Raw genomic sequence first — 4,684 nt, forward strand, 5'->3', positions numbered from 1 at the left:
GTGCTCATAGTGATTACTTCCTTTCCTGTTTGTATAAATAAAATTTTTTTACACGTGTTGTTTTATGCTGTCAATGATATCCTCAGCCTGATTGGAACAAATAATACCTAGTTTAGTCAATTCCTCATGCACTTCGACAGGTAAGGCTTGGCCATCTTTATTTTCGTTCAGCAACCCGCCCATAATAACACAGGCTGACAGATCGTTACGTTTCAGACAGTCCAGCACATCCTTGGCATACGTCAGGGCAATGCCATTAAACGTAGATATGAGAATAAAGGAACTGCCCGTTTCAATCACAGCATCTGCCAATTCCTGCGGTGATACATTAGCCCCCAGATCAAAGACATGCATACCAGCTTTAAGCAGAATAGCCTTGACGATTTCTTTGCCGAACTCGTGTACATCTGTACAGGCTACAATGGCATTTACGCCGTCCAGGGAATGTTCCAGACCTGGAATATTCCGACAAATCTGTTCTTTCTTCTGACCAATTGTCCAGACAATATCTGTCGGCTTAATAGGAATGCGCCCCCGCATGGCATGGGAATCTTTTTTCCCTGCTCCGAAATGTTCTTCCAGCGTTGCCGGTCCCATTGCTTTCAGAGCCAAGAACAGCTCGTTGGGATTGCGAATATCAATACCCATATCATCCAATCCATTGAGCACTCGTTCAAAGAAAATCTGACCGCCAATGACCAGCCGTTCTTTCTGAACTTCCATTTTTTCCCGATCTAAATAGAGCTGGTAGTGTTTTGCTTTTTCTTCCAGCATATTCGCTGTAATGTGGACCTGGATAATTTCATCGACAGAGGGAATGCGAATGGCCTCAGTAATCGGAATCGGCGTAACAGCATGGCCTGTCGGCACCATCATCTGTCCACACGTATCTGCCAGGACAAACGAGCAAAGAGCTGCATAGTTGCGATTATAATCCTCCGAAAAGTCGATCGTATTGCCATACAGCATGGAGCCTGGAGACCGATGGGTATTAATGACGTCCATAGCCATGAGAAAGATGATGCGCAAAATAGGGTCGCTGAACAAATTGCCAAAACAGTGAGATAACCGTGCGCCAAGCAAGTCTTCTACAATATATCGTTCCAGCATAGCCCAGCCGCAAAGGTTTGCCAGATCATGAAACATGGCACCAAATCCATCATCTAAATTCGAATGAATCAGTGCTCCTTGATCTTTAAACCGCGCCATCAGGGCGATGGCCGTCGTCATGTTAATAACCCGCTCTTCCTTGCTCATGAGACCGCCGGGATATTCATACGTATAATACTGCGCAATGTTCCCCATCGTCGTAACACCAGCATGCAGCGCCAACTTGGCATTTTCAGTGGAGTTCAGCGAGCCAATCATGTGGTCACCGAAATGAGGCTGTATGGGTACGACCTGCCCCACTGCTTCCCATTCTTCCGGCGTTTTAAACACGAGGCTTCCGCCTTGCATGACCTTATGTCGCATAGTTTCCGGCACACCCATGACCCAATCCAGGGCAACGCCAAACCGATCTAATGTAATACCCCGTTTATTCGTCAGTTCATCATAAATATATTGAAATCCTTTTGCTGTTTCTTCCCAGGAATTCCAGCCAATATGGGCATGGTGCATGATCTTGCCTTCTGCCATTCGTTTCTTTTTATATTCAGCTTCTGAAGATACGCCATAATGCTTCATAAACAATGTCGTTCCAATAGAGAGCCCTGCCGCCTCCCGTTCGGCTCTGGCAAGGATATCCGCCGTATCTGGTACCTCATTGGGAACTAAATTCTTCTTGATCAATGGTTCCATTCCGTCATTCCCCCCTTGTTACGTCTAATTTTTGCAGTGACTGCGATAAGATGGCAAATGCCGCTTCCCGGTCCATCTGCGCCAACAGCCCTGCTGCATAGCAGATATAAGACGTATCAAGATAATACGCTGCCTCCATAGGAAGAAGAATATGGGTCTCTTCCCGATGACGACATGCTTCATACAAAACGGCAGCCGGAGATAGAGCGCCAATAATAGGACCTCCTGTACCAACAATGGCTTTTATCCTGCAGAGATTTTTCCCTGTCTGAACTTTCTGTTTATTACCGAAATACCCATCATAGATACGTCCTGCATGACGGCGAGCAGCCACGCGTACTCCTTCCATAGCTGCTGCCTGTTCAAACTGCTGTTCTTTTCTGGTATTAGCCAAAAAGGCGTGATTTTCCAGCCGTTCTTTCACATATGTTTTAATTGCTGCATCATCCTGTCCCGTCAGCTGAAGAAGACGGTCTGTATCAGCTACTTCAACCAGTGAAGCAATGGATTCCCGCATGCCTATATCCCCTTCTACAGTCCGTTTGGCCTGCGGCTCAGGAGAGCCGATAAAATGTACACCGTCCAGAAGTTCCACAGGTGCCCAGGAATGTATATCCGTCGTTGCACCTCCCATATCTACCAATAAAACCTGCTCCCACCCAGGCTGCTTATCCGTTCCTTGAGCCAACAATTTCACACCTTCCAATACAGCCGCAGGCGTAGGCATAACTATCGGACCGACATATGTTTTGACCGTATCAAATCCCTTCATATGGGTAATGCGATTCATAAAAATATCGCGAACAGCCTGAACCGATGAAGAAATATTCAATTGCCCGATGGAAGGAATAATATTATCAGCAATAACGCAGGCCTTTTGATGCTGGGCAAACAAAAAGCGAACTTCTTTCTGCACCGCACTGTTTCCGGCATATACGATGGGACAGGTAAGACCGGCGCATTGAGCCAGTTTGCGTACATTTTCCAGTACCCATGAACTGTTGCCGCCTTCATAGCCGCCACAAAGCAGTATAATTTCAGGCTGAAGCGTATATATTTCATCTATATCAGATGTCGTAAGCCGATGGGAAAATGTTCGGATTACTTTCGCTCCGGCACCATAGGCAGCATTCTTTCCAGCCGTCAGACTCAATGAATCCGTGAGTCCAATAACTACCATTCGCAGACCACCTGCAGCAGAGCTGGATGCCAGTTTTTGAGAGCTGGCCAATGCCTTGCGGCCAATATGCTGTTCAATCGCATCCAGACAGATGCGCAATCCAATGCTGGCATCGTTCTGCACCGTAGAAGGAGTGCGAAAGGTATATACAATTTCTCTTTCCGTCAGGGACAACACCGTCGCTTTCGTGAAGGTGCTACCAAAATCAATCAGCGTAGCCAACTCCATATTTCACCCCACCAATCCCTACTATCTTCACTGTACTATCCAAAAATTTTAGAAATATTGCAAAGGGATTGATAGAATAAAAACAGCAGGAGCGGTACAACAATATACTTATAGACAATATCAAATGACCTTCCCAGTTTTATGCTGCTTCCCGGAAGAAGCCACTCCTGACGTACTTTTCTGGCACCGACATACCAAGCCAACGTAAGTGCCATGATACTGGCAGTCAGTGTATACCCAATATCACCAATTAAGAAGTCAAATTTTTCTAAAAAAGTACTGCTCCAGATACAGGGAATGCTACCAAGAATAGTGATAACCGCAATAATACATACCGTTTTTTGTCGGCTCCAACCTAATCCGCCGCTGAATGTAGTAACCGAATTTTCAAGAATACCCACACCAGCTGACAAACCGCCTAACAGCATGGCAAAAAAGAAAGCAAACGCAACTAATCCAGAAAACGGCAGCTGTGCAAAGATATATGGAAGCGTAATATATGTCAATCCTGGTCCGGCCTGCAGGTCCAGTCCAAAGGCCACAACTGCAGGTATAACAACTAGTCCTGAGAGAATACAGCCAAAGAGATTCCACATAACGACTGTAAAGAAATCCATTGTAATATCTGAATTATCCGGCAAATGACTACCATAGGCCATAAGACAGGCAGGACCCAACCCTACAGCAAAGAGAGCCATTCCAGCCGCTCTGGCCCATATGGATGGATCAAAGAGAGCATTCATATCTGGTTTGGCAAAGAGTTCCAGACCCTTTTCCACACCTGGGATTGTAAGGACTGTACCTAACAACAAAAATAAGACAACATAGTGTAAAGGAATACAAAATTTGCTGAATCGTTCGATACCGGCTTGAATGCCTTTCAGACATATCATGCTGACAGTCAGTACAATAATGACTGTAGCACCAAAAATAGCAAATTTATTGCTTTCAAAATCGTGAAAAAAAACAGAAGGATTAGCCATTAATTCAGTGCCGTTGGTAATGGTAAATAAGGTATACACCATGGTCCAAGATACGACTACTAGGTAATACATATTCATTCCTAATGGAATAAGTGGAAATATCCAACCAATATATTTGATAATCCCTTTATGTTCATAGGTCTTTCTGAAAGAAACAATAGGCCCATTTTTCATTTTTCTGGCAAAGGCAAGCTCAGCAAGGCCAGCAGGGATGGCTACAACAATAGTCAGAAACGTAAAAATAAGAATAAATGCGCCTCCTCCACTTTCTGCCGCTACATAGGGAAAACGCCATATTGCTCCCAATCCAAAGGCCATGCCAATAGTCGCTAGAATATACCCAATGCGGGATCCCCATTGTTGATTCTCCGTGCTCATATTCCTTCCCCCTTTACGTCATCATGCCATTCATTCTGTTTCAGACATTTGCATAATGCCCATACAGATACACCGCCAATGACAAAAATATAAAAGCCCAACATCATCCACGTAC

3 protein-coding genes are annotated in these 4,684 nt (G+C 44.9%); all 3 read right to left on the reverse strand.

The window, feature by feature from the left end; genetic code table 11:
- Positions 1-48: 48 nt before the first annotated feature.
- Genes Q3886_RS08480 through Q3886_RS08490 form a run of 3 tightly spaced genes read right to left on the reverse strand, consistent with a single transcriptional unit; the run spans position 49 to position 4,569 of the window.
- Positions 49-1,800, reverse strand: a complete 1,752-nt coding sequence (locus Q3886_RS08480; RefSeq protein WP_301860938.1) for a cobalamin-dependent protein — start codon at positions 1,798-1,800, stop codon at positions 49-51.
- A 4-nt stretch (positions 1,801-1,804) separates the two neighbouring features.
- On the reverse strand, positions 1,805-3,208 hold the full coding sequence (locus Q3886_RS08485) for a glutamate mutase L (RefSeq protein WP_301860939.1): 1,404 nt from the start codon (positions 3,206-3,208) through the stop codon (positions 1,805-1,807).
- 35 nt (positions 3,209-3,243) lie between these two features.
- Entirely contained in the window at positions 3,244-4,569 is a 1,326-nt protein-coding gene (locus tag Q3886_RS08490) for a sodium-dependent transporter (RefSeq protein WP_301860940.1), read from the reverse strand.
- Positions 4,570-4,684: the final 115 nt, after the last annotated feature.

This window comes from uncultured Megasphaera sp. (genome assembly GCF_958350005.1).
Taxonomy (GTDB): Bacteria; Bacillota; Negativicutes; order Veillonellales; family Megasphaeraceae; genus Megasphaera.